At 47.2% G+C, this 25,054-nt stretch carries 19 protein-coding genes; 16 read left to right on the top strand and 3 right to left on the bottom strand.

What is annotated here, in order from left to right:
- Positions 1–362 precede the first annotated feature (362 nt).
- The 9 genes from JWG88_RS02890 (at position 363) to JWG88_RS02850 (ending at position 12,809) form a co-directional block, all read left to right on the top strand.
- Positions 363–923, top strand: a complete 561-nt coding sequence (locus tag JWG88_RS02890; protein WP_306793038.1) for a GspH/FimT family pseudopilin — start codon at positions 363–365, stop codon at positions 921–923.
- A gap of 13 nt (positions 924–936) precedes the next feature.
- Positions 937–1,704: a prepilin-type N-terminal cleavage/methylation domain-containing protein gene (locus tag JWG88_RS02885; RefSeq protein ID WP_205232187.1), complete on the top strand. Its 768-nt coding sequence runs from the start codon at positions 937–939 to the stop codon at positions 1,702–1,704.
- Positions 1,701–2,183 (top strand): type IV pilus modification PilV family protein, encoded by a 483-nt coding sequence (locus tag JWG88_RS02880; RefSeq protein WP_205232185.1) that lies wholly within the window; start codon positions 1,701–1,703, stop codon positions 2,181–2,183. The genes JWG88_RS02885 and JWG88_RS02880 overlap by 4 nt, the downstream gene beginning before the upstream one ends.
- A 19-nt stretch (positions 2,184–2,202) precedes the next feature.
- Positions 2,203–2,766 (top strand): pilus assembly PilX family protein, encoded by a 564-nt coding sequence (locus tag JWG88_RS02875; protein WP_205232183.1) that lies wholly within the window; start codon positions 2,203–2,205, stop codon positions 2,764–2,766.
- 1 nt (position 2,767) lies between these two features.
- Positions 2,768–8,302 carry a pilus assembly protein gene (locus tag JWG88_RS02870; RefSeq protein ID WP_205232182.1) on the top strand — a complete coding sequence of 1,845 codons (5,535 nt, stop codon included), beginning with the start codon at positions 2,768–2,770 and terminating at the stop codon, positions 8,300–8,302.
- A 27-nt stretch (positions 8,303–8,329) separates the two neighbouring features.
- Entirely contained in the window at positions 8,330–8,749 is a 420-nt protein-coding gene (locus tag JWG88_RS02865; protein ID WP_205232180.1) for a hypothetical protein, read from the top strand.
- Between the two features lie 649 nt (positions 8,750–9,398).
- Entirely contained in the window at positions 9,399–10,634 is a 1,236-nt protein-coding gene (locus JWG88_RS02860; protein ID WP_205232178.1) for a sensor histidine kinase, read from the top strand.
- 76 nt (positions 10,635–10,710) lie between these two features.
- The gene (locus JWG88_RS02855; protein WP_240194229.1) at positions 10,711–12,087 is read left to right on the top strand and encodes a sigma-54-dependent transcriptional regulator; all 1,377 of its coding nucleotides are present in this window, start codon (positions 10,711–10,713) and stop codon (positions 12,085–12,087) included.
- Positions 12,088–12,338: 251 nt separating this feature from the next.
- Positions 12,339–12,809 carry a pilus assembly FimT family protein gene (locus JWG88_RS02850; protein ID WP_205232426.1) on the top strand — a complete coding sequence of 157 codons (471 nt, stop codon included), beginning with the start codon at positions 12,339–12,341 and terminating at the stop codon, positions 12,807–12,809.
- Positions 12,810–12,948: 139 nt separating this feature from the next.
- On the opposite strand, the gene JWG88_RS02845 is transcribed toward JWG88_RS02850, so the two are convergent.
- Positions 12,949–13,149, bottom strand: a complete 201-nt coding sequence (locus JWG88_RS02845) for a heavy-metal-associated domain-containing protein (protein WP_205232175.1) — start codon at positions 13,147–13,149, stop codon at positions 12,949–12,951.
- Positions 13,150–13,418: 269 nt separating this feature from the next.
- On the opposite strand from JWG88_RS02845, the gene JWG88_RS02840 reads away from it, so the two are divergent.
- Complete coding sequence (locus JWG88_RS02840) at positions 13,419–15,896, top strand: heavy metal translocating P-type ATPase (protein ID WP_205232173.1); 2,478 nt, start codon at positions 13,419–13,421, stop codon at positions 15,894–15,896.
- Positions 15,897–16,330: 434 nt separating this feature from the next.
- On the opposite strand, the gene JWG88_RS02835 is transcribed toward JWG88_RS02840, so the two are convergent.
- Entirely contained in the window at positions 16,331–16,522 is a 192-nt protein-coding gene (locus tag JWG88_RS02835; protein WP_205232171.1) for a hypothetical protein, read from the bottom strand.
- A 130-nt stretch (positions 16,523–16,652) separates the two neighbouring features.
- Between JWG88_RS02835 and sat the strand changes: the two genes are divergently transcribed.
- The 3 genes from sat (at position 16,653) to JWG88_RS02820 (ending at position 21,184) form a co-directional block, all read left to right on the top strand.
- Positions 16,653–17,930: a sulfate adenylyltransferase gene (gene sat, locus JWG88_RS02830; RefSeq protein ID WP_205232170.1), complete on the top strand. Its 1,278-nt coding sequence runs from the start codon at positions 16,653–16,655 to the stop codon at positions 17,928–17,930.
- Positions 17,931–18,517: 587 nt separating this feature from the next.
- Positions 18,518–19,591 (top strand): 3-dehydroquinate synthase, encoded by a 1,074-nt coding sequence (gene aroB, locus JWG88_RS02825; protein ID WP_205232168.1) that lies wholly within the window; start codon positions 18,518–18,520, stop codon positions 19,589–19,591.
- 270 nt (positions 19,592–19,861) lie between these two features.
- Entirely contained in the window at positions 19,862–21,184 is a 1,323-nt protein-coding gene (locus JWG88_RS02820) for a multiheme c-type cytochrome (RefSeq protein WP_205232167.1), read from the top strand.
- A gap of 224 nt (positions 21,185–21,408) precedes the next feature.
- Here JWG88_RS02820 and JWG88_RS02815 read toward each other — a convergent pair whose 3' ends face one another.
- Positions 21,409–21,795, bottom strand: a complete 387-nt coding sequence (locus tag JWG88_RS02815; protein WP_205232166.1) for a hypothetical protein — start codon at positions 21,793–21,795, stop codon at positions 21,409–21,411.
- A gap of 344 nt (positions 21,796–22,139) precedes the next feature.
- Here JWG88_RS02815 and JWG88_RS02810 point away from each other — a divergent pair, with 344 nt between their 5' ends.
- The 3 genes from JWG88_RS02810 to JWG88_RS02800 are packed head-to-tail and all read left to right on the top strand — an operon-like array spanning position 22,140 to position 25,053.
- Positions 22,140–23,267, top strand: a complete 1,128-nt coding sequence (locus JWG88_RS02810) for an SPFH domain-containing protein (protein WP_205232165.1) — start codon at positions 22,140–22,142, stop codon at positions 23,265–23,267.
- Positions 23,268–23,272: 5 nt separating this feature from the next.
- Positions 23,273–24,511, top strand: a complete 1,239-nt coding sequence (locus JWG88_RS02805) for a TFIIB-type zinc ribbon-containing protein (RefSeq protein WP_205232164.1) — start codon at positions 23,273–23,275, stop codon at positions 24,509–24,511.
- A 20-nt stretch (positions 24,512–24,531) separates the two neighbouring features.
- On the top strand, positions 24,532–25,053 hold the full coding sequence (locus JWG88_RS02800) for a nucleoside deaminase (protein WP_240194228.1): 522 nt from the start codon (positions 24,532–24,534) through the stop codon (positions 25,051–25,053).
- The last annotated feature ends 1 nt before the right edge of the window (position 25,054 follow it).

The following is a 25,054-nucleotide window of genomic DNA, read 5'->3' as shown; positions in this document are numbered from 1 at the left end:
GTAGTAAGCAGCTATTTTCATAGGTTAATTTTAGAAATTCAATAAAGATGCATCGCTTAAGGATTCTTCGTTTTGAGAATATCTCTGAGGCTGGAAAGAGTTCGAAAATTAGGCTGATAGCTCACAAAATATAAAAAACATTTATAGCCTCGACTGCAAAAATAGAAAAACATTTTACAATTCTTCCAACTCAAGATGATGGCCATTGGCAAATAAAATAAATATTTCAGCTAACGTATTATTAATACAAGATAAAAATAAAACAATTATATAGCGAAGTCCAGCTGGCTGGATTATTGCTTTCGACACATAGAACTCATAGGATCGCCGCTACCGAATCAACAGCACCAGGATATTAGATTATGATTACACTTGGCAGAAATAGAGGATTCACTTTAGTAGAGATTATGATTGTAATTTTTGTTGCCTCAATAATGCTGACTATAGCTATACCTTCATTTCTGGCCTGGCTGCCAAATTTACATTTCAGGCAGGCAACACGGGATCTTTTCCTGGATCTGCAGATGGCGAAACAGGAGGCGGTGAAAAGAAATGTCAATGTTGGCATCGAGTTAAATAACATAGTCTGTCCTGCGCTGGGAAACCGAGTTCCGACACCAGGTGGATCATATATACTGTTTCTCGATGATGGCAGCGGTGCAGGAATCGCCAATGATGGTATCCGTCACGCTGATGAACCAATCATTAAAGATGTAGGATTCCCTCAAGATGTTGCCTTATGCGGCAACACCTTTGGACCAACCGGAACAATTATCAGTTTTCAGCCTAATGGAATACCGACATTCCCGGTACCACCGGTAGTGGTAGCACCGGACATTGCAAACAGCCTTACTGTAAATAACGATACCGGCAGGCAGGGTACAATCACTCTCTCCATCGCAGGCAACATAGTACTTAATTAGACGGTATGATCTTATGAATAAACTATCACACTCTTTGAAAGGCGATATCAGGAACTCAGGTTTTACTCTGGTGGAGATGCTGATCGTTTTGCTTTTGTCCGGCCTGATTGTCGCAGCGCTCTACACAGCCCACCGGACGCAGCAGCGCAGTCAGACTGCCCAGGATCAGATCGTGGAAATGCAGCAGAATTTGCGCAGCGGCTTTAACTTCCTACAGCGGGAAATCCGTATGGCGGGTTTTGAGCCAGTGCTCGGGGCAGATGCCGGTATTGTCACGGCAACGAATTCCAGTTTTGTTTTTACTCAGGATATCAATGATAATGGTGCAAACACCGACCCCGGCGATGGCGATGTCGCTGATAATGGCGAAACCATAATCTATGGGCTGGCTGATGATATCGATAACGACGGCATAGTAGATGGTGGAGGAATTGCATCTTTGACGCGCCTGGCCTCGGGAGGAGTTACAGCACAGCCAGTCGCCGATAATATAGAGGCCGTTGAGTTTCTCTATCTTCTTGGGGACGACCTGACACCGAGTTTGAATCCCTCGGCAGGAGAACTGGATACCATCCGCACCGTGGTTATCTCGATGCTTGCCCGCACCCGTTTTCCTGACCCTGAATTTCGTGGATCAGCGAATTTTCTCCCAGCTTCGAATGATCCAAATTTCCATAACGGGGATTATAATCTTGGTTCAGGTGTAATATGGGGGAATAACGATAATTTTCGCCGCCGAATACTTATAGCCACCGTCCAGCTGAGGAATATGGGATTATGAAATTTAAAGAATACATCGTTGCAGATGAGAAGGGATTCACCCTCATAGAATCGATGGTCGCGATATTCATCCTGACCATCGGGGTATTCAGCCTTTACGCCATGCAGATAAACGCCATTGACGGCAATGCCAAGGCCGCCAGAATTACCTATGGTACAGGATGGACTACCGACCGGATTGAAAATTTGATAACCCTGTCTTTTGATGATCTGCTGCTGGAGGATGGTGACGGCGACGGAACAGGACAGGATGGCGACGGTGACGGTATAGCCGATAATGGCCTGGATTTTGGATTGAACGACACCGGGAATAACGCCGACGGCAGCATGGTTTCTCCCGACGGCATGTACACTATATTCTGGAATGTCGCCGAGGGGCAGCGGATGCCCGATTTGAAATCCATCCGAATTATTGTCCGGTACAATGGTGGAGCAGATACACGGGATATCGTAATGGACTATATAAAACCTCGAATGTAAGAATTGGGACCGCACTATTATGGCATCACTACACAGAAAAGGCCGGGAAGACGGATTTGTCATGATTGCATGTATGATGATCATGATTGTACTGACTATTGTCGGGATCATGGCTGTCAGCACCACTCAGATCGAACTGATGATATCCGGTAATGACAAGGTTGCAAAATCGGCGTTCTACAGAGCAGACAGCGGCATTTTTACGGCACCTAAGGTGATACGGGAAGTACTTAACGTGGGACCGACCGTTGATATATCCACAATGACGATTGCGCCTGAATCCCCAGGAAGCCAAAAAGAATTTTATAGAAAAGTTATAGGATTTAATACCGCTCAGCCCGATCCTAATATCAGTTTCACCCAGGGCGAAGGTGACCTTGATACCGACATTCTCCGAAGCGGTCAGGAGCAGCTTCCCGGCGAGAGCATAGAGTTCGCCAGCGGATATGACGGTGGGCCAACAGCTTCCCAGGGTGTGGCCGTCCTGTACAGATTATCAGCGACAGGCACAGCGCCAGGAAATGCAGTTTCACAGATTACAGCACTTTACAAATTTATCCCCGGTAGACCTGGAGGCTTATAAGATGAACGTCAGAGCAATCATAAAAATGTGTATGACAGTGGCGTTAGGCCTGGCAATTCTATCCGGCTGGGCAGTTGCCGCGGAACCGGTATTGGCAGACTATACGGCATATCCTATTTTTACGGTTAATCCAGTGAAGCCGAACATTATGATCATGCTGGATAATTCAGGTTCGATGAACCAGAATGCCTACGGTTCTGCAGCCACTGAGGGGCAAGAGGTAACCGATCAGCCTTACCGGGGAGTCCCTTATCCATACACGGTCTCCTATAAAGTTTCCACCAGTGCCGATGACGCCGAAGAGCATGCCAACGGCAGCACCTCGATAAATAATGGCAGTCCTGATCTGGATTTCGGACGTTTCAGCCCTTATGACACATCTACAGTCGGGATACGTTTCCAGGGTTTGGATATTCCTAAAGATGCTGTTATTATCGATGCCTGGCTGGAATTTACCGTGCAGAGAGTTCCTAACGGTACCGAAGGTATTTCGGCCAATGAATACGCACCGATTTCACTTGATATCATAGGTGAGGCATCCGACAGCGCACCGGTGTTTGAAAACTCAAACTATAATATTACCAGTCGGCCTGCTACCACGAGCACTGTTGAATGGAATGATACCGATTCACCGACAACAATTACCTGGGGGCCGGTCAATGAGGTGAAGAAATCCCCCGATATTTCTACAATAGTACAAGAAATCGTGAATCGTGAAGGCTGGGAGAAGGGAAACGCCATGGCCTTCAAAATCCAATATCATAACACCGATTCACACGCCAAACGAGATGCCTATTCTTTTGACGGAAGCAACAGCGATGCACCGGTTCTTTTTATAGAATACAAGACCGAAAAGCAGGAGCAGTATTACGGTTATTTTAATCCGGAATGGTTTTATACACATTCCAGCAATAAATATTACCATGCCTATAAAAAAGTTGATTATAACTATGCAAGCTCCTGCTGGAATGTGATTTATCCAACCGATCTGGGTAATCCTCCCGCTGACGAATCCGATTGGAATTCTTTGTGCCTGGATGACGCCGGCATTGTCTCCAGGGAGTTGTGGGATGGAAACTGGATGAACTGGGCCTCTATGCGGAGGATAGATATTGCCCGGAAGGTAATAATGGGTGGAAAAGCTACATCCCGGCAGGGCGGCGGCAACCAAACTGCATATGGTGAGGTTCCTGCCCAGGGAAACAGGCATTTCAAAAGAGAATTCGACAGTTCGGCCGGGTCTGCGGTAACGCCCTATTCCGATGGTTCAAATATAAAATGGTATGGAGTCCAGGATGGATATTTAACGGTTGATACAAACAACAATAACGATCCATTCAGTGGAAGAGACCGTTTCGTGCTAGCCATTGACAAACTGCAGGATTATGACGGTCGAGACTTTGCCGATGACGGCAATCTTGCCGGCGTTATGCAGAAATACTGGGACAAAGCCTACTGGGGGAATGAATTTTTCTATAGCGGTACCGGGAATAATATGGAAGGCGGACAAATTGTAAGCCCCATCGGAACAAATCTGTCGAGTTTAATCACCGATTTGCAGAATACCGGAGCCGATACCTGGACACCGCTGGCAGAGTCTTATTATGTGACAAAACAGTATTTTATGCAGGAAAAGGCCGACTCAACTCTTGGCTACTCCAATTCCTGCATTGGAGCTGTCAATAACACCAATGATCCCTATTATCAGGAAAAAGAATTTATCGAATGTGCTCCAAGCTTTGTTATTATGCTCACGGATGGAGCTTCTACCATGGACGGACAAATTCCCGGAGATTTAAAAGATTATGATGGGGATGGTGTCGATAATACCGCTTGTGATGAATACGATAATACCAACTGTGATTACGCGACCGGCGGCACTGACTATCTCGATGATATCGCGCTCTATGCCAGAACCAACGATCTTCGCGCCGATCTCGACGGTGACCAGAATTTGATTCTCTACACGGTTTATGCCTTCGGCAATAATCCGGATGCGAGGAATTTACTCCGGGATGCGGCTCGTAACGGAGGTTTTGAAGATCTCAACGGCAACAACAGACCGGATGGAACCTATAGTGATCCTCCCGAGGACCGGATAGAGTGGGATTTCAACGGTGACGGTGATCCTGATACCTTTTTCGAGGCTCAGGACGGATATAAACTTGAAACTGCTCTCGGCGACGCCATAAATAATATTTTAAAGCGGGCCTCTTCCGGTACTGCCGTATCTGTTCTTGCAACTTCCAGCGAGGGTGAAGGAAACCTCTCCCAGGCCTATTTCCGTCCTGAAGTCAAAACCGCCAAAGGTCCGGTAAAATGGGTCGGCTATCTTCAGTCTCTCTGGATCGACAACCAGAGCAATTTGCGCGAAGATACCAATGGGAATCATGCCTTGGATCCGAATGAAGATCTCATTATTAGATATAATGTCGATGCACAGGGGAATACCATCGTACGAAAGTATGCGGTGGACGAAGTAGTCTGTACATCAACTGACAGCAGCCTTACTGACGAGGAAGCCTGTTTTGCTGCTCCTGATGATACCGAAGGTTTATTTAATGACAATAAGTGCAGTTGCGTAGAGATAAACTATCCGGAAATTGATATTGTCTGTGAATCCACTGATAGCAATGTTTCCGATGATGTAGCCTGTGCAGATGTTGACGGCGAGTCGAACGGTCTGTTCAACAGCGGTCAGTGTTTATGTGACGATGGGGCCATAGCCTCTGTCCCAATGGATCAGATTACGCCGATTTGGGAAGCAGGGAAGCGGCTCGCCTTGAAGACTGACCCGGATGATCCCGCCAACGGCCGAAAATTATTTACCTCTCTTGATGGTGAAGGCGATGGCCTCTATCATGGCGGGATCGAATTTTCCACGCTTAACGCAGCGAGCATACAACCATTTCTTGGAATCAAAGATCCGGAAGCCTGGAGTTATCTTGGTGAATACAGCGCCGAGACGGACCAAACCCATAGAACCGAAAATCTTATTCGTTTTGTCAGAGGGTTCAATGACGGATTTTCCGGTGAGACTCTCATCAGGTCCCGCGCTATGGAAGTTGACGGAATAGAGAGAGTGTGGCGACTGGGTGATATAGTACATTCAACCCCTGTGACCGTGGCGCAGCCGATGGATAATTACGGACTTATCTACAGGGATGAATCATATGATAATTACTATCGTCATCATCAGAAAAGGGAGTCCGTCGTTTATGTAGGAGCAAATGATGGTATTTTGCATGCCTTTGCCTCATGGCAGTATAATGAGGGAAACAGGGAGTTTACACGACCAGACGTCGCCAGTGAATTTGAGGAAATCGGTGATGAACTCTGGGGCTATATACCTCGAGCCCTGCTGCCTCATCTTAAATGGCTGCCACGCACGGATTATACGCATGTCTATTATGTGGATTTGAAGCCAAAGGTTGTAGATGTCAAGATTTTCACACCTGATTTGACGAATCACATAGGCGGTTGGGGAACGGTCCTGATCGGAGGCCTGCGAATGGGAGGCAAACCGATAGATGTTACTGACAATTTCGAGGGCACCGTGGGCACTGAAACATTTTCCTCCTCCTACTTTGCCATAGATATAACCGATCCTAGAAATCCCAAGCTTCTCTGGGAGAAGACCTATGAAGGACTCAATCTCACAACGATGAGGCCCAATGTCGCCAAAGTTGGTAGTGAGTGGTTTGTCGTTTTTGGTTCCGGACCGGATTCCTATGAAGGATCCAGTACCTCAAACGCCAAAATTTATGTGGCGGATATCGCCACTGGAGAGCTGTATAACGACCTCAACACCGACTGGCTGTTTGAGACTTCAGAAGAGAAATCTTTTATGGGAGGAGTCGCCAGCCTGGATTACCGTTTGAACTATAATGTGGATTCTATTTATTTATCTCAGACATATGATGACAGCAACAATCTCGATCCCGACTGGAAAGGCAGCATGTACCGCGTCGCCGTACCTTGGTCCTGTGAGGGGTCCGGTTGTGAAGCCATCCCATATGGCACGGTCGGCACCCAGGGCAGTTGTGTATGTTCATATAATACTGATCCTTTGACATGGGAATTGGGCAAACTCTATGAGTCCGAAACCCCCCTCACCGCGGAACCTTCGTTGACCACGGATTACTTCAAAAATATATGGGTCCATTTCGGTACCGGCCGTTATCTTAGTGAGGCTGATAAATCGACAACCGACACGAATTACCTTATCGGTCTTAAGGATCCGTATTTTAATAAAGCGCATAAGGAAGAGGTTACCGGCTATATTTACGGAACTAATGCAACCAACAGACCTTATTATCAAGATTTCACTAAAAATCTAACACTTGTTTCCGGGGATCTTTTCGGCTCGGATGACTTTGAGGTGTTTTTCCCATGGGGTTATTATGAGGCACCTGCAGGAGATTGTTCTTCGGTTCCAACAGGGGCTGTTGGCGATATTTACGGTAATGGTTCCTGTATCGGGTCGTATGATTGGCCGGAAATTGTTTGTGAACCTGAAGATCCTTCTACCTATCCTAATGCCTGTGATGGTGTAGCCGGTGACGAAATAGGCACTATTGTCGACTCTGTTAACGGCGATTGCGTGTGTAGTGGGTTCGCCGTTCCGGATTGGGGATGCGTTGAGAAAGTTAGCGGTTCCGGTGCCTGTGATGATGTCCTGGAAGGTGAGATTGCCGATAATGACTCTTATAAATCTCTTTATTGGGAGGCGTATGAAGTGGTTCCGGAGGGATGTACCGGTGTTAATTTCGGTGAAGAAGTTGAAACCGCAGAATGTGAAAGCGGAGAAATACAGCCACCTACCTGGAGTACCTACGAGAGACCAACTGGTGATTGCACCGGGGTTGAGCCTCCCATGGCTGGGGATATCGCAGATGACGGCGGATCATGCTATGCCGGTTACTGGGCCTGTGATGAAACGGTTGCCAACGGTTGTGACAATGTTGATTTTACAGCGCAAACCGGAATGCTGGGAGCCGCTGCTGATGGTGATATTAACGGTGACGGCTCGTGTCAATGCGGATTCGTCACCGATCCTGTTGCAAGGATAATGGCCGCCACCTCCACCGCTTATCTGACCTTTCCGGAGATCGTTACTCAAGCCAGAACCAGGGAAGGTTGGATAAGGACATTATACGATCCCAAAGAGCGATCCGTCGAAAAAGCGACAAATTTTGGTGGACTTTCGCTCTTTTCCACCTATGTACCAAGCGATGCAATTTGTTCCTTTGGTGGAAATAGCTATCTTTATGCTGTTTATTTTGAGACTGGAACGGCATTTCAACGGGAAGTTTTCGAAGACGGAACGACATACGACGATTTATCAAATGAAATCCTGGTGAAAGACAGGATCGATCTTGGTCTGGGGATGGCTTCCACGCCTTCTATTCATGTTGGTAGACAGGAAGACAATAAGGCCGAGGTTCTGATTAATAAAAGTACAGGTGAGATTAGAGGCATTGAGATTGATCCGGCTTTTAATATCAGGAGTGGTTTAAGGTACTGGCAAAATTAACCTATGTTTGACCAGGAGGGTATACATATGAAATATCGTATCACATTACCGGTTGTTGCAGTGTTGCTGGTAATGTTCTTAATGGTTGAGATATCAGGCTCAGCAGAAAACTCGCTAACCAAGGAATTCAAGGAAGTCGTCATAACCTCGAAATATAAGGTGGAAATGACTGGCGGACAAAGAGACAAGAGGGATTCGACTCCGGGGAAGGAACCGTTTAGCGTTAAATATCTTCTTGGTGGTACAGATCGGTTTGAATTGATCGATGATTCTGTTTTAATCAATCAAAACGGAAAATATATAGCTCCCGATAAACTTCGAGTGCCATGTAAGGCAATGATAGATTATCAAACTTTAAGCAATGGCAAACGAAACATTATTGCGCTTCAGGTCTCTAAAATACTTTCAGGTTCAACAGAGAAGTGGACAGAACCTTTGCCGCACTAAGTGGCCTTTAAAAAGCCCTATAGTGGTAAATACCTTATAAGAATAGGCCGACATCTCATTGCTTGTCAGTACGAAGCAAGGAGATGTCGGCCTTTTTTATTAATCAAACTCAGCCGAAACGCTTGCCTTGCAGCCAAATGATCTATGATTATAAGCAATTGCTAGTTTCGTCATGCCGGACTTGACTTGATCAGGGATCGGAATGATGGAGAAAAGCGGCTTTTGTAAATCTCAAAAGCATCTAACTTGGCTGAGTTTCGTTGGTGATCAGTTTTTTTGGTTATGATTTCCGGTTTCAGAGTATATTACTGATTTAGTGTAGTGTCTGGAAAAAATCTCGAAATAGTGTTTTCTGTAAAGAACAAATCAATGTTCAATCCCTCAGCGCAATCGACACATGTATTTCAAAGGATTCAAGATAGCTGTAACTGTAAACTTTGCTGTACTCCTTATTATTGGAATGGTTCTTACCCACATTGTTGTCACCTTTTTCTGGCAGCAGCATGTAATAAACCTTTCAATAAACCGGGCAAAGCTTTTGCTTTCTGCCTATAATTTAATCTTATGCGATGAGCTGTCAGACAATAGAGTTACTTTTTTTGAAAATCACAAAGACAAGATTTCTAATTTTCAGGTTTCTCTGGGGTTAATGTCTGATGGAGCAGTTTTTGCCGAAAGAGAGGGGCTCTCGAGAAATCTGGAGAAGGTATTGAGGCAATCTGCTGCGGCTCAGAGCGAAATAATTTCATCAACCGGCAGTTTTTGGTCGGTATTTGGATTGAGCGTCAGGGAAATATATGTTGCAGTGCCTTCCATGGATTGTGAATCTTACGAAGCGGTAGGCGCTCTTGTCCATGTCCCGGAATTATCCAAATATATATCCGAAAAACAGTCTGCAATAATCGTTTATATCCTTGTAAACGCTATAGTGTTGACCACTCTCTGGTTTTTCCGAATGAGGCGGCTGGTAATCAAGCCACTGGAGAATCTTGTGGCTATGTCGGAATCTTTTGGCATGGCCGCTTCTGATTTTATGGCTGCCTCTCCTCAAAAGAATGAATTTGGCCAGTTGGCGACAGCATTGAGTAATATGCTTTCCCAGATTGAAAAAGACAAAGAAAAATTAACTGCAACTGTCAATTCTCTCGAAGAAGCCAACAAATTGATTCTTGCCAATCAGGATAAGCTTGTCGAAGCAGAAAAATTTGTCGCGGTAGGGAGGCTGTCAGCGGGATTGGCTCATGAAATTGGCAACCCTCTGGGAATAATCCAGGGCTATCTTGAATTACTTGGCATGGATGATATAGATTCTAAGGACCGTCAACAGTACAGCAGGCGAGCCACCAAAGAGCTTGAAAGAATGACACGCCTGATCAGGCAGCTTCTTGATTTTGCTAAAAAAAAGAACGCTACGGATTCCCGTACCACGGTGCCTCCTGTTATCTATGAACTTTTGGAAATGCTGAAGTACCAGAAGATCGTCAAGAACATACATTTCGAAACTGATTGTGAAGATTTCGCGGAGGAGGCATATTGCAGTGAAGCCGATCTGCACCAGGTGCTGCTCAACTGTGTCCTCAATTCTATTGATGCAATCGGCGAACAGGATGAGACAGGCGGCAAAATCATTCTCTCGTGCAGCCTGAGAATAGAGGAGGTGAATAAATTTGCCGAAATAAAAATCCGGGATAATGGTAAAGGAGTAAAATGCTCAGAAATATCATCGGTTTTTGATCCTTTTTTTACAACAAAGGAAGTCGGCTGTGGAACAGGGCTTGGATTGTCTGTATCGCGTTCCATTGTTGAAAATTGTGGTGGTACGATGCGTTTGGAGAGCGAAGTTTCTACCGGCACGTGCGTCACCATTATGCTGCCGGTGGAATAGTCATAGCGTTTAGCCTTTCTCTGATATGCGAGATAAGCAATAGAAAAAACGAGTTATCATATTAATGAGGACAGCCTTGCACAAGAAAAGACTATTGATTGTTGATGATGAAGAGAATATGCGGCATATGCTCAAGGCCATGCTGTCTCGGTATGAATATGCCATATCTGCGGCAGAGGATGGGCTGGAAGCAACAGAGATCATCAGCAGGAGTGAGTTTGATTTCATACTCTGTGACATCCGGATGCCTAAGATGGATGGTCTCTCATTTCTAAATCAAAACAGTAAATTACTTTATAATACCACCGTCATAATGATGTCAGCTTATGGTAGTATCGATCTGGCTCTTGAGGCCATGAAAGCTGGAGCATATGATTTCATTTCTAAACCTTTTAAAACAGATGAGGTGCTATTAACCTTAAAAAAAGCGGAAGAGCGTGAACAACTGAAAAGAGAAAATATCTATTTGAAGAAAGAACTGGGTAAACGGACAGATGGTTTTTTGAACATAATAGGGCAAAGCAAGGCCATAAGATCTACGATAGATCTAGCTGAAAAGGTTGCGCCCTATACAACCACTGTTCTGGTCACCGGTGAATCAGGAACAGGCAAGGAACTAATCGCCAGGGGAATCCATGCTGCGTCTCCGCGAGCATCCAAACGCTTTTTTGCGATTAATTGCGGCAGCATTCCAGGAGACCTTCTGGAAACCGAGCTTTTTGGCTATCTGAAGGGTTCCTTTACGGGAGCAGATAAAGATAAAAAAGGTCTGTTCGAGGAGGCTGATGGCAGCACCTTGTTTCTTGATGAAGTAGGCGAGCTGCCGATGGCTATGCAGGTAAAGCTTCTCAGGGTTCTGCAGGAAAATGAAATAAGGCCGGTTGGTGCCTCATACGTTACAAAAACAGATGTGCGCATAATTACAGCCACCGCCAAGAATTTGCATGATGAAGTTGGGAAAGGTACTTTCCGTGAAGATTTGTATTACCGGCTGAATGTTCTGTCTATCCCTCTGCCACCGTTACGGGAAAGGATCGACGACCTACCCGATCTATGTAAATTTTTTATTGAAAAATACAACAGTGAACTTAACTGCTCGGTCCGCAATATTACCCCGGAAGCCATGAGTGTTTTGCTGCGGCACCACTGGCCGGGTAATATTCGGGAGCTGGAAAATGTAATTCAGCGAGGTATGGTTTTAACCGATGAGGATACAATCGCTCTCAACCATATACCACAGACAATTACAGATTATACGAAATGCACTGCAAAGGATGGATTGCTGCGATACGATGGCTATTCCATAAAATATGCACAGAAGCAGCTGGAAGCCGAAATGATAGAAATGGCTCTTGAGAAAACCGGAGGAAACAAATCGAAAGCTGCAACCCTGCTTGAGATCAGCTATCCTTCTCTGTTGAACAAAATCAAAGTGTATGATTTGCAAAAATAAAGCTGCGGCCTTCTTATCAAGGCCGGCAGCACGAAACTGGCTAAGTTTGTTTTTGTTGGAGCATGCATCCCAAAAAAATCATTAATATATAAGCCTGATTTAAATCATGATTTCCCGCGAGGGAACTTTGAATAGGAGTGAAATTGCCCCTTGCAGCGGATTATTGTGAGAAAAATATGAGATTGTAAAAGTATACCTCCCCATAGTTGTTCGAATTTTCCTTTCTTTAAAGATTACCGGGGAGGTCGAAAATGAATAAAAATGGATTTTCATTAATTGAAGTAAATGTCTGCTGCATACTTGTGGCAATCCTTTCTGCAGTTTCCTATCCTTTTATCGGTGAAATCCGACAATCCGCAATTTTTAAAAACGAAATCAGAATGCTTTATGGGAATCTGCAAAGAGCAAAAATTGAAGCCATAAAGAAGAACAGTTATGTGGTCTTCACGGTTAATAATGGAGGATATTTCATTTTTGTTGATGACGGGGCTGGAGGCGGCGTCAGAGAAGATTGGATACGACAGCAAAATGAGAAAATTTTAACTGCGCATGTCTTTTCTGATACGGTGAAGATGGCCGGTACGACTTTTCCCGGAGGTCGTACACGCTTTAGTGGAAAAATGGGGGTAAGTGGCGGCAGAGTAATATTGCAAAGCAAATCAGGTTCCAGGTCAGAAGTCGTGGTGAGTCTTCTCGGAAGAATCAGGGTCGCAAAAATTTAGACAAGACCTGCTGATTTTCAAAACTCAGCAGGATTCATTCTACCGTGCATGTTGGTGCTGTGAGAGTCCTTTTTGCCATCATTCCGGCCCTGGATCAGTGTTCCTTGATGACGGACAAAGAAGCCAGCTTTTTCCCTCCTCATTCATCCGGTACTACTTCAAACCCGATTTTCGAGACAGCATCCTTTACCGCTTCGGGAGGTGGATTGCCGTTGAAGCGGGCCTCGTTTTTCTCCAGATCAACTTCAACATCTTTGGTTCCCGGAACCTTCTCCAGAGCATCTTTGACTGAAGCGACACAGTGCTGACAGCTCATTCCCTTAATCTTTATGATCGGCATTGTCTTAAATCCTTGTCTGTTATATGGTTTATTATTGTAATTATACAAGTAATAACAGTACTGCAGTAAAGCAAGTATGACAAACTCGTAAAAACCTCAAATATTTTTGGTATTCGTCATTCCGGTACCGCATCAAGTCCGGCATGTCGGATCAGGAATCCATAATTATTTAAAGCAACTGGATTCCGGATCAAGTCTGGAATGACGTGGAGAGCACGTCGGAGGTTTTTACTAGTCCATTAAGTATAATCATGGCAGTGTGGAGTATTATGACACCAGACAAACACCTCTCGGTTGATGTTAAAGGAATGCATTGCGCCTCCTGTTCGAGCCGAATCGAACGGGTTGTCGGCGATATGGAAGGAGTGGGCGAGGCTTCAGTTAATCTGGCTGCGGAAACCATGAAGCTTGAGTACGACAGCTCCGTGGTTGATTACGAGGACATAGCGGAGAAAGTCAAGAATCTGGGATTTGAACTGAGCAGGAAGGCGGAGAAAACCTCCGGTGAGCTGCAGCTTGAAATCGGAGGCATGCATTGTGCGTCCTGTTCCTCCCGCATAGAAAAAGTAGTCGGCGATATGCCGGGAGTCACTCTGGCAAATATCAATCTGGTATCGGAAGAAGGCCGCTTTGTCTTTGACGAGGAGGTTTGCAATCCCAGGGATATCAAGAAAGCTATCACCTCCCTGGGTTTTTCAGTACGGGACAAGGGGGACCGGGTTCAGGAATATGAAGAGAAAGAGCGGGAAAACAAGAAAAATCTCGAACGGATGAGGCATGGTCTGATTCTCGAATTCGTCCTTGTTATCCCTCTGCTTATTCTCAGTATGGGAGAGATGGTCGGCCTGAGCCTGCCCCAAGCTATAGCGCCGCACTCTTCCCCGCTCAACTACGGAGTTGCCCAGCTCCTGCTCACCCTGCCCATCATGTGGCTGGGAAGAAGTTTCTACCTGATCGGCATTCCTGCCCTGTTGAGAAAATCCCCGAATATGGACAGCCTGATCGCTTTGGGTACAGGTGCGGCATTTATCTATTCGGTCTGGAATGTGGTGGAAATAGCTATGGGAATAGATCCTATGGCCCGGGCTATGGATCTCTATTTCGAGACGGTTGGTGTGCTGATTGCCCTGGTTTCCTTGGGCAAATATATGGAATCGCGCTCCAAGCTGCATACCTCCGATGCCATCCGGCAGATGATGAATCTCACGCCGAAAACCGCGGTTCTGCTCGACGGTGATGAACAGGTTGTGGTTCAGGTCAGCGAGATAGAAGCCGGAGATATCCTGCTTGTCAAGCCAGGAGGCAGCATCCCCACGGACGGCAAGGTGGTGAAAGGTGAAACAACGGTGGATCAGTCGTTGATGACCGGGGAATCGATGCCGGTTTTTAAGACACTGGATGACAAAGTGTTCGGGGGTACGGTGAACACCGGCAACACCATCAGAATGGTGGCGGAGCAGACCGGCGACAACACCCTGCTGGCCGGCATTATCCGCATGGTGAGAGAGGCCCAGGGGTCGAAGGCACCTATTGCCCGTATCGCCGACAAGGTAAGCTACTATTTTGTTCCGGTGGTAATTGTGATTTCGCTGTTGACCGGGGTTTCGTGGTATTTCCTGGGGGATGCCGGCTTTTCCCAGTCGCTTCGATTTTTTATAGCCGTCATGGTTATCGCCTGTCCCTGTGCCATGGGACTTGCGACTCCTATTTCGATCATGGTGGGGACGGGCAGGGCGGCGCAACTTGGTATCCTTGTCAAGAACGGCGAGACCCTGGAAAAAATGGAGAAGGTGAATTCCATAATATTTGACAAAACCGGTACAATCACCAGCGGCAGGCCCGAGCTTGTCAACTTTGAATACAGTCCCCGTTTTTCAAGCGAGACAATCCTGCAGTATGCCGCATCGGCCGAACGCTCTTCCGAGCATCCCCTGGCCGAAGCGATTGTCGTCTATGCTAAAAATAAGAAGATAACCGTTACCGAGCCGGACGAGTTCACCCCTTATCCTGGAAAAGGGATAACCGCTGAATTTGCCGGGGAAAGGATACGTGTCGGCAACAGAGAGTTCTGTGAAAAATTCTCAATTTCGACTGAGGAATTTGAAGAAAAGGCGGCGGAATATTCCGATGAAGGCAAGACCGTCCTCTTTATGGCGATCAATGAGACCTGCTGCGCCATTTTTGCCATAGCCGATACCATCAAGCCCGAGGTACCCGATGCCATTGCCGCCTTGAAGAAGAAGGGGATAGAAGTGGCGATGATGACCGGAGACAACGAGAAAACGGCCCAGGCCATCGCAGCAAAAGCCGGAATTGCCACAGTCTTTGCGGAAGTCCTTCCTGATAAAAAGGCAGAAACCACCAGGGATTTTCAGAGTAGGGGATTCTGTGTGGCCATGGTCGGCGACGGTGTTAACGATGCCCCGGCACTGGCTCAGGCCGATGTCGGCATTGCCATGGGAACCGGCATAGATATAGCCATAGAGTCGGGCGATGTGGTGCTCATGAAAGGAAATCTCGATGGTGTGCTGATGGCACTGCAGCTTTCACGGGAAGTGATGAAAAATATCCGGCAGAATCTGTTCTGGGCTTTTGGCTATAATGTACTTGGGATTCCGGTTGCTGCCGGGCTGCTTTATGTCTTCGGAGGGCCTGCGCTCAATCCCATGTTTGCCGGGGCCGCAATGGCCCTGAGTTCGGTTTCCGTTGTCACCAATGCCCTGCGCTTGCGCCTGTTTCAAAAATGACGGCGCTGTAAGAAGCCGGATCTTAGGCATCGTTGGGGTTCGCTGCGCTCACCGCCAACCTACCTTTTCAAAATCATTTTAGGGCAAACCTGTAGGTTGGTGCTGACGAAGGAAGCCCAACGTTTTTGCCGTTAGAAAACAAATGGTTTGAAAAGCGATGTGCTCATGATGCTTTCAGGGCAGCTTTTTTGTTGGGGTTCGCTGCACTCACCGCCAACCTACCTTTTCAAAATCATTTTAGGGCAAACCAGTAGGTTGGCGCTGACGAAGGAAGCCCAACGTTTTTGCCGTTAGAAAACAAATGGTTTGAAAAGCGATGTGCTCATGATGCTTGCAGAGCAGCTTTTTGTTGGGATTCGCTGCGCTCACCGCCAACCTATCTTTTTAAAATCATTTTTGGGCAAACCTGTGGTTTGGTGCTGACGAAGGAAGCCCTACTCTTTTGCTGTTTTCTTTATAGCTTTCTTTTTACTGGAGCTTCCTGTAAAATTTCTTACAGCAAAAAAGGGGATAAAAAATCCGACCTTTTCGTACGCCCACCAAACCGCAACCTCAAGTTCATCCACAATCCCGGTCTGTAACCATGGTGTCATCAGTTTTTCCACATCAATGCGGAAAACAGGCATTCCTTTTTCCCTTGACTTTTACCCTGTGAATTAGCTATATATTGCAGATTAAATGAATGGGTATTCATTAACTGCCGGGCACGGTGCCACGGTATAATTTTCGCTAATATAAATGAGAAGAGGAAATCCTATGTCAAAATTAGTTGCACCTCATGGTGGGAAAGGTTTGGTATGTGCTCTGCTTGAAGGCGCTGAGCGTGATGCAGAATTGAAAAAAGCTGAAGGACTGAAGCAGATAGAAATCTCTGCTCGTGCAAAAGGTGATCTCATCATGATGGGAATCGGTGGTTTTTCCCCTCTCGATGGTTTTATGACAAAAGCAGACTGGAAAGGCGTTTGCGAAAACTTCCAGCTGGCGGACGGCACCTTCTGGCCTGTACCTATCACCCTGGATGTATCCACTGCCGATGCTGCTGCTATCACTGAAGGTGACGAGGTTGCTCTGGTACGTAATGGCGAGATTTTTGCCACCATGAAGGTCACCGAGAAATTCGAGATGACCGAAGAAAACAAAAAATGGGAATGTGAAAAAGTATTCCTGGGTGAAGGTGAAGAGTCTGTAGACGGTAATTTCTGGAAGATTGCTCCTGAAGACCATCCCGGAGTTATCATGGTTATGGCGCAGAAAGAAGTAAACATCGCCGGCCCCGTTAAAGTCCTCTCCGAAGGCGAGTATCCTAAAGAATACCCGGGTGTTTACCTGAAGCCTGCCGAGACCCGTGCAATGTTTGACGAGCGTGGCTGGGCAAACGTTGCCGCCCTGCAGCTCCGCAACCCGATGCACCGCTCCCATGAATATCTGGCCAAGATCGCTGTTGAGGTATGTGACGGCGTTCTGATTCACTCCCTGATTGGTAACCTCAAGCCCGGCGACATTCCTGCGCCTGTCCGGATCAAGGCAATCGATATTCTTATTGAAAATTACTTTGTTAAAGACAATGTCATTTCAGCAGGTTATCCGCTTGACATGCGTTATGCCGGACCGCGTGAGGGACTCCTCCATGCAACCTTCCGTCAGAACTACGGTGTCAACAATATGCTGATCGGTCGTGACCATGCCGGCGTTGGTGATTTCTACGGTCTGTTCGAAGCTCAGGAAATTTTTGATCGTATCCCCGAAACAGGCGATACCGGCAAAGACCTGCAGTGCAAGCCGATGAAGATTGACTGGACCTTCTATTGTCATAAGTGCGACGGTATGGCTTCTCTGCGTACCTGTAACCACAGCAAGGAAGACCGCGTTATTCTTTCCGGTACCAAGCTCCGTAAAGCCCTTTCCGAAGGTGCCGAGATTGTCGACCATTTCGGACGTGAAGAAGTTCTCGATCACCTGAGAAAGTACTACGAAGGTTTGACTGAGAAAGTTGAAGTCAAAATGCAGGGTGCCGCTTCCGGCGACTCCATGTAATTTAGTACCTTACAGATCGTTTTCTTGCAAAAAAACAAGATAACGATCTGTAAAAATTCCAGCTCAGCTGGGGTAGAGACTTTAGTTAAGATCTCTCAAGGAGATGTTGCCTTCTCAGGTGGCATCTCCTTTTTTTGTTTTTCAGGTTAACCTGACTATGTCGCGAGGAAACCTTGTTGTTGGGCTTCGCTTTGCTCAGCGCCAACCTACCCTTTCAAAATAAACTTGCGGTAGTACCTGTAGGTTGGCGCTGACGTAGGAAGCCAAACGTTTTTGCCGTTTCAAAAGGAATGGTCTGAAAAGCGATGTGGTGATGATGGACAGGGGAGTCTTTTGTTGGGGTTCGCTGCGCTCACCGCCAACCTACTTTTGCTAAAGCCATATGTGGCAAACCTGTAGGTTGGAGCTGACGAAGGAAGCCCAACTCCTTGCTCAGTGATATCCTTAAAACCAAAGATGTTTTTTTTTGTCTAGAAGGAATACTCTGGAATGAGTACATTTCGTCTGGCAGCTTGAAATCAGCCGGATTTGCTGATAATCATAAAATTAACTGCCTTAAAACAGAAAGTATTCAATCGGAGTGAGCCATGAATGAGTTGTGTGTCGGACTGGAAGAAAGATCATATCCAATTCATATCGAGTACGGGTGTCTGGACAAGGTCGGCGAAGATCTGGCGGAACGCCGTATCGCCAACCGCTACTGCATCATCGCAGATTCAAAGGTGGCTGGGCTTTATGGCGACAGGCTGTTTGATTCCCTGAGACAGAGCAACATAAAAGCGGAACTTGTCACTTTCCCAGCTGGTGAAGCAAGTAAAAACCTCAATACCTTCGCATTCTTATGCAGCACACTCGCTCAGAAAGGTTTTGACCGCAGGGATGGCATCATTGCTTTGGGAGGTGGTGTTTCCGGCGATCTTGCCGGATTTGTAGCGGCGAGCTATATGCGCGGTATTCCATTCGTGCAGATCCCCACGACCCTGCTCTCTCAGGTCGACAGCTCCGTCGGCGGAAAAACCGGTGTCGATATTGCCGAAGGCAAAAACCTGGTAGGGGCTTTCTACCAGCCGAAGGCCGTCTACATCGATAGCGGCGTTTTAGAAACGCTTGAGAAAGAGGAGCTGCTAGGCGGCATTGCCGAAGTTATAAAATACGGTGTTATCCGTGATGCAGCATTTTTCCGGTATCTGAGCGAGAAGCGTGCAGAAGCGCTGGCTCTGAACACCAAGGTGATCGAGACGATAATACATACCTCCTGCACCATAAAAGCGCAGGTGGTGGCCGAGGATGAGCGTGAGTCAGATATCAGAAGAATTCTCAATTACGGTCATACCATAGGCCATGCCGTCGAGGCGGTTTCCGATTTTTCCATTATCCACGGCAAAGCCGTTGCCATCGGCATGGTTGCAGCTGCCCGCATTGCTGAACTCCAGGGGATATTGCCGGCTGAGAATAAAGACGAGATTGTCGGACTGCTGCAGGATTATGGACTGCCGACTGCGATTCCTCCGCAATTTGATCGGAAAAAGATCAAAAAGTACCTGCTGGCGGACAAAAAAATTGTCTCGGGAAAGGTGGCATATGTTCTGCCGGTACGAATTGGTGAAGTGATTATCACCGATAAGGTTGAAGAAACCCTGGTCGATAAAGTTCTCTCTTGAGCCTGCCAGGAGTACCGCGGTGTTCGGATCAGGACGCTGATTATCAATTATATTTATGCCGGCTTCATGCCTCAAGACTGCAGATCCGGTATGAATCAGTTGCGGTCTTCTTTTGCTGCTGCAGATTTCGCGGTTACTCCTTCCTTTTGCATAAGTTGAATATTACTCTCTCCATGTGATATGCTTGTCAGTGTCAGTTGGTGAATCAGGGTTTTTTCTGATTTTGTATACAATACGATATGAACATAATTATTTGAAAGGAGGGCTGAGATGAGAAGAGTAACCGGTGTTGTCGTCATTTCTTTGCTAAGCTTGATCTTTTTTACCGGCAGCAGCATGGCAGATGTAGCTGAGGACTGTATTAGTTGTCACCGTGAGGAAAATCCCGGAATGTATCTGCAATGGAAAAATTCCGGACACGGCGAGAATGATGTAGGTTGTATAGATTGTCATGCCGCCGAGGAAGGCGATGTCGATGCTTACGAACATTATGGAGCCACTGTAGCAACCCTTGTCACCCCGAAGGACTGCGGAAAATGTCATAGCGAAATCGAGGAAGAGACTTCGCAGTCGTACCATGCCCACGCCGGTGAAATCCTGCAGTCCAATGACGCCTACATGGCCCATGTAGCCGGAGGTCATCCCGTTGTCATAGTCGGCTGTGAGTCCTGCCATGGCGCCAAGGTGATAATTGACCCTGAGGCATCCAATAAACTCTCATCTTTAACCTGGCCGAATTCCGGGGTTGGCCGATTGAATCCCGACGGCTCCAAGGGCGCCTGTAATGCCTGTCATTCCAGGCATTCTTTTTCCAAGGCTCAGGCGCGGCAGCCGGGCAATTGCGGTAAATGTCATCTGGGCCCGGATCATCCACAAAAAGAGATTTACGATGAATCCAAACACGGCATTGCCTATAACGCCAACAGGGAGAAGCTGAACCTCGATAACGACCAGTGGGTGGTCGGTGAGGATTATTATGAAGCTCCTACCTGTGCAACCTGTCATATGTCGGCCACACCCAATCAGAAACTTACCCATGATGTGGGGAACCGTATTTCCTGGACGCTCCGCCCGCCGGTATCGAAACATAAAGATAACTGGGAAAAGAAACGGGAGGCCATGAAGGATGTGTGCAGCAATTGTCACCAGCAGGGCTTTGTGGACGGCCACTATTACCAGTACGATGCCCTGGTAAATCTCTATGATGAAAAATTTGCCAAACCGGCCGGCACTATCATGAACATGCTGAAAGAAAAAAACCTCCTCGAAAATAAAGCGGCTTTTTCAAATGACGTGGAATGGATGTACTGGGAGCTTTGGCATCATGAAGGACGACGGGCCAGGATGGGTACAGCCATGATGGGACCTGATTATGCCTGGTGGCATGGCATCTACGACGTTGCCCATAACTTTTATTTCGAGTTTATCCCTGAAGCAAGACATTACAATGATCCTGAAGTAAACGAGTATATAGAAAAGCTGCTCGAAGACCCGATGCACAGCTGGCTGAATACCGATACCGAGACACTGAAAAAAGCCATAGAAAGCGGAGAACTTCAGAAAACATATGCAGAGTTCTTTAAGAAGCAGTAGCAGTTGTGATTGTTGGAGCCGCTGTCCCTGCAGCGGGATCTGCTTTGCTTTTGCTATTTGAATAAAATGGTCTGAAAAGCGATATGTTCATGATGCTTGCCGGGAGGTTTTTTGTTGGGGTTCGCTGAGCTCACCGCCAACCTACTCTTCCAAAATGCATTTGCGGCAAAGCTGTAGGTTGGTGCTGACGAAGGAAGCCCAACGCTTTTGCCGTTGAACCGCATTTACTGAATTTTGGTTGTTTCAGATACATCAAAGCCATGGCGGGTGCCATGGCTTTTTTCTTTCTCTCGTAATATCCTTTGTGCTTCCGCCTCCTCAACACCGAGTGCCCTGGCTATCTCGGCTATATCGTAACAGAGCTCACCCTCACGGGTACAGCCTGTTGCCTTGAGATCGGGGAATTGTTCACCGGTGGCGTACATTGATGCGGACAGCAGCATCTCCTTAATTTCTTCAGGTCCGTAAAGCAGCAGCCATTCGACTGCTTCAGCCCAGAGTTTTGCATCTACCGTAGGGTGCTGTACGACTTGCATGGCGTTCTCCAGTGTCCAGCTTTCCCTGAACTCCAGATTGTCTTCTTCGGGTCCGGATATTTTTTCTTTTTTCATAACTGTGAATGTACTATAGTTGACGATTAAGCCGATATGGCTTGATGGTTCTGCAAAAGGCCTTTTTAACTGGCCGAATTCACTCTTTATGAAGAATGGATTCCGGATCCGTCATCCCGGATTCCGATCCGTGACAGGAATGATTGGTAAAAATGGGCTTTTGTAAAAATCTCCAAGACAGCAGCATGAATCCGACTGAGTTTCATTGGTAATCAAAAGTCTTGTTGGTTGCGTTTGATCGATAACCAATATGGATAGAGTTTTAATCTACTGCAGAAAGAGATATTTTTCCACCGGGAAGCGGCAGCATCGAAAAAATCGAAATTTTTGAGGAGCAAAGCACCATGAATAGATTTGACGGCGGCATTTTTCTGGAAAACATTGAATGGTTCGATGAAACCGGCAAGGAAATGGTGCACAGGTTGCCGGAAGCAGGCTCCGGCGAGATTAAATATGGCGCTCAATTAACCATCAGGGACAGCCAGGCCGGAGTTCTCTTTTATAAAGGCAGGGCCTGCGATGGTTTTGTTCCCGGCAGGCACACTCTGAAAACAGGCAATCTCCCGATTCTGACCAAGATCCTTTCCATTCCCTGGCGCGGCAACAGTCCTCTTCGTGCTGAGGTGTATATTGTCAATATGAAATATTTCACCAACCTTAAATGGGGAACCAGCAATCCTATTGCCTTTCGGGACGAGGAGCTCGGACTGGTCCGATTACGCGCCCATGGCATCTTTAATATTCAGATCGTTCAACCGGTGCTGTTCATTAACTCGATGGTCGGAACCATGGGGAAAATGGATACCGAAGAAATCTCCACCTACCTCAAGCGCATCATAGTCTCGAGATTGAACGATTATCTGGGTGAGAAACTTGATACGATTTTAAACCTTCCGGGAAAGTTCGACGAACTTTCCATCGAGCTACAGAAGAGACTGGTCAGCGATTTTTCCGATTTCGGCCTGCGCCTGAGCCATCTCTACATCACCTCCATAACCCCGCCGGAGGAGGTGCAGAGCGCCATCGATGACAAGGGGCGGCTCAATCTCATCAGCGATATGGAAAAATTCATGAAAATGAAGGCTGCCATGGCCATGGAAAAGGCCGCCACCGCCCAGGGCGAGGCGGGGGCCGGCATGGGCATGGGCATGGGACTGATGATGCCGGCCATGTTTTCCCAGAGCTTTTCGGCACCAAATGCACCCTCCAGCGGAAGTCCGGGCACCAGCTGTCCTGATTGCCGGCAGCCGATCGCCGACGATGCCAGGTTCTGCCCGCTTTGCGGACACCAGCAGCTCATCCTGAGCCGCTGCGGAAGCTGCCGGAAAAACCTGGCTCCCAATGCCCTGTTCTGCTCAAAGTGCGGGGAGCCGGTGGATGGCAAACCAAAACCTGTTTTCTGCCCCCAATGTAAGGCGGAAAATCTGCCCGGCGCCATGTTCTGCAACCAGTGCGGCACCAAGGTGAGCTGATTGTCATGGAACTCAGTTATATTCAGGATTGTCCCTCCTGCGGCGCTCCCGTAGAAGTGGCCGAGGTGGACAGGGTAGTCGACTGCCGGTACTGCGATGGCCGCAACTACATGGTCTCCGGTCAACCGCTTCGCTTTGTTCTTCCCACTATGGTAGGCGAAGCCGTAGCGCAAAAGGATATCATTCATATCCCATATCTGCGCTTTAAGGGGCACGTCTACTCCTGCATGGGCACGGAGTTGGAACACAGAATAGTCGATACCACTCAGCTTGGCTACAGCAGTGAGAAAATTCCTGCTTCGCTGGGGCTGCGGGCTCAGGCCATGCAGATACGTCTGGTCGGAGCCGGCCACGCCGGGCTTTTTGCCGGACTGACCGAAAAGATCAAGGATATTTTTGCCAAGGCTGCAAAACTTACCAGCGCCTTTTCCGACAATCAGGATGCATTGTACCACCGTTCCTTTATCGGTGAAACCATCAGCTGCATTTACCTGCCTGCCTACTTCAGGGAGGGCAGGCTGATCGATGGGGTGCTTAATCGGGATATCTGCGCAGAATCCACAGATCTTCTGATGAAACATTGCGGACCGGTCAAGGAGAAGTGGCTGCCGACCTTTATCTCCACTATCTGTCCACACTGTGCGGCGGCTCTGAGTGGAGAGCGGGACAGCCTGGTGATGGAATGCCGCAATTGTGAGTCATTATGGCAGGAAAGAAACGGCCGGTTTGAAAGAGTAGCGTTTTCCTGTGCTCCTGCCGTTCAGGGTGACCGGTTTCTACCCTTCTGGAGAATTTCGATCAGCAGCGAGGGACTGCAGCTCAAAAGTTTTGCCGATTTTCTGCGGCTGACCAATCAACCCGTGGTTATCCGGGATATGCACGAAAATCTGGAACTGGATTTCTGGGTGCCGGCTTTTAAAATCAGGCCAAAGTACTTCCTCCAGATTTCCAAAAACTTAACCGTATCACAGCACAAAATTCCAATGAAAGCCGGAAATCTCAGCAAAAATCTTTATCCCGTGACCCTGCCGGCTATGGAAGCGGTTCAGGCGTTAAAGGCCATTCTTGCAGCTGCTGTTATGAACAAACGGGACTTCATGCCTTCCCTTCCCGGAGTTACCATCAAGGCGCGGCATACTGCCCTGGTATATCTTCCTTTTCATATCCTCGGCCATGACCTTGTTCAGGATCATACAGCGGTCGCGTTTTCCGAAAAAAATCTCCATTACGGTCGGTCGATGTGATGTCAGGCAGGAGTTTGCACATGCATGAAACCTATATGAAGCTTGCTTTGGAAGAAGCCAAGATCGCCCTTGATAACGGGGAATTCCCGGTAGGCTGTGTTATCACGGACAACAAAGGCGTGATCTGTAGCGGCAGAAGGCGGAACAGCAGGGAGAACAACGAAATGGATCACGCTGAAATCATTGCCCTGCGCGAGATATATCGGAGATTTCCAGAAAAGCTCTCCGGCGATGTGGTTATCTATTCGACCATGGAACCCTGTCTGATGTGTTTCTCCACCTTGATTCTCAACAATATAAAGACCATAGTATTTGCATATGAGGATATTATGGGAGGAGGGACCAGCCTTCCGCTACCGCAGCTTAAACCACTGTATGCCTCGATGGAATTACAGATTATACCCAATGTACTGAGAAGTGAAAGCATCCGGCTGTTCAGAAAGTTCTTTGCCGAAAATGAAAACGGATATTGGCGAAACTCTCTGTTGGCGGAGTACACCATGAGTCAAAATATCGATAGCCTCAACGAGAAAGAGCAGTAGA

Source organism: Desulfopila inferna (assembly GCF_016919005.1).
GTDB classification, from domain to species: domain Bacteria; phylum Desulfobacterota; class Desulfobulbia; order Desulfobulbales; family Desulfocapsaceae; genus Desulfopila_A; species Desulfopila_A inferna.
The sequence above is the reverse complement of the archived record's forward strand: the minus strand, read 5'-3'. Positions and strand labels throughout refer to the sequence as shown.